We start from the raw sequence: 1,227 nt of genomic DNA, 5'->3' as shown, positions 1-1,227 counted from the left end.
TCGGGTGGTGTCGTATGGGGAGTTCGGTGGTTTGGTGGCGGGGGTTGCGCGGCGGTTGTTGGGTGTGGGTGTGGGGGTGGATTCTGCTGTTGGGGTGGTGATGTCGCGGTCGTTGGAGTTGTTGGTGGCGGTGCATGCGGTGGTGGTTGTGGGTGGGCGGTATGCGCCGGTGGAGGTGGATGCGCCGGTGGAGCGGGTGGGTTACATGTTGTCGACGGCGGGTGTGGGTGTGGTGTTGACGCGGGGGTCTGAGGAGGTGGTGGTGCCTTCTGGTGTGGAGCGGTTGGTGGTGGATTGTGGTGTGGGGTCGGGTGTTTCGGGTGTTGATGGTGGTGTGGAGTTGGGTGCGGTGGTGGATGAGGTGGGGGTGTTGTCGCCGTTGGTGGGTGTGTACACGTTGTTCACGTCTGGGTCGACGGGTCGGCCGAAGGGTGTGACGGTGTCGCATGGGGCGGTGGTGAATCGGTTGGGGTGGATGCAGTCGTTGTTCGGGGTGACTGGTGATGATGTGGTGTTGTGGAAGACGCCGGTGTCGTTTGATGTGTCGGTGTGGGAGTTGTTCTGGCCGTTGATGGTTGGTGCTTCGGTGGTGGTGGCGGAGCCGGGTGGGCATCGGGATCCGTGGTATGTGGCTTCGGTGGTGGAGCGGTTTGGTGTGTCGGTGTGTCATTTTGTGCCGTCGATGTTGTCGGTGTTTGTTGATGCGCTGGGTGGTTCGGGTGGTGTGGGTTTGGGGTCGTTGCGGCAGGTGTTCTGTTCGGGTGAGGCGTTGGGTGTTGCGGGTGTGGAGGGGTTGCGGGGGTTGGTGCCTGGTGTGCGGGTGGTGAATTTGTATGGGCCGACTGAGGCTGCGGTGGATGTGACGTCGTATGTGGTCGGCGGTGGTGAGGTGGTGGTGCCGATTGGTCGTGCGGTGCCGAATGTGTCGGTGTGGGTGTTGGATTCGCGGTTGCGGCCGGTTCCGGTGGGTGTGGTGGGTGAGTTGTATCTGGGTGGGGTGCAGGTGGCTCGGGGGTATGCGTCGCGGTCGGGGTTGACTGCGGAGCGGTTTGTGGCGGATCCGTTTGGTGGGTGGGGTTCGCGGTTGTATCGGACGGGTGATCGGGTGCGGTGGTCTGGTGTTGGTGAGTTGGAGTATTTGGGGCGTAGTGATTTTCAGGTGAAGTTGCGGGGGCAGCGGATCGAGTTGGGGGAGATCGAGTCGGTCCTGCAGACCGCACCCGGCGT

General features: G+C 62.8%; 1 protein-coding gene. It reads left to right on the top strand.

Annotation, left to right across the window (positions count from 1 at the left end; genetic code table 11):
* On the top strand, nucleotides 1-1,227 hold a 1,227-nt coding region (locus tag GOALK_RS01185; protein WP_006356951.1), incomplete at both ends, for an amino acid adenylation domain-containing protein.

This window comes from Gordonia alkanivorans NBRC 16433 (assembly GCF_000225505.1).
Classification (GTDB): domain Bacteria; phylum Actinomycetota; class Actinomycetes; order Mycobacteriales; family Mycobacteriaceae; genus Gordonia; species Gordonia alkanivorans.
The sequence above is the reverse complement of the archived record's forward strand: the minus strand, read 5'-3'. Positions and strand labels throughout refer to the sequence as shown.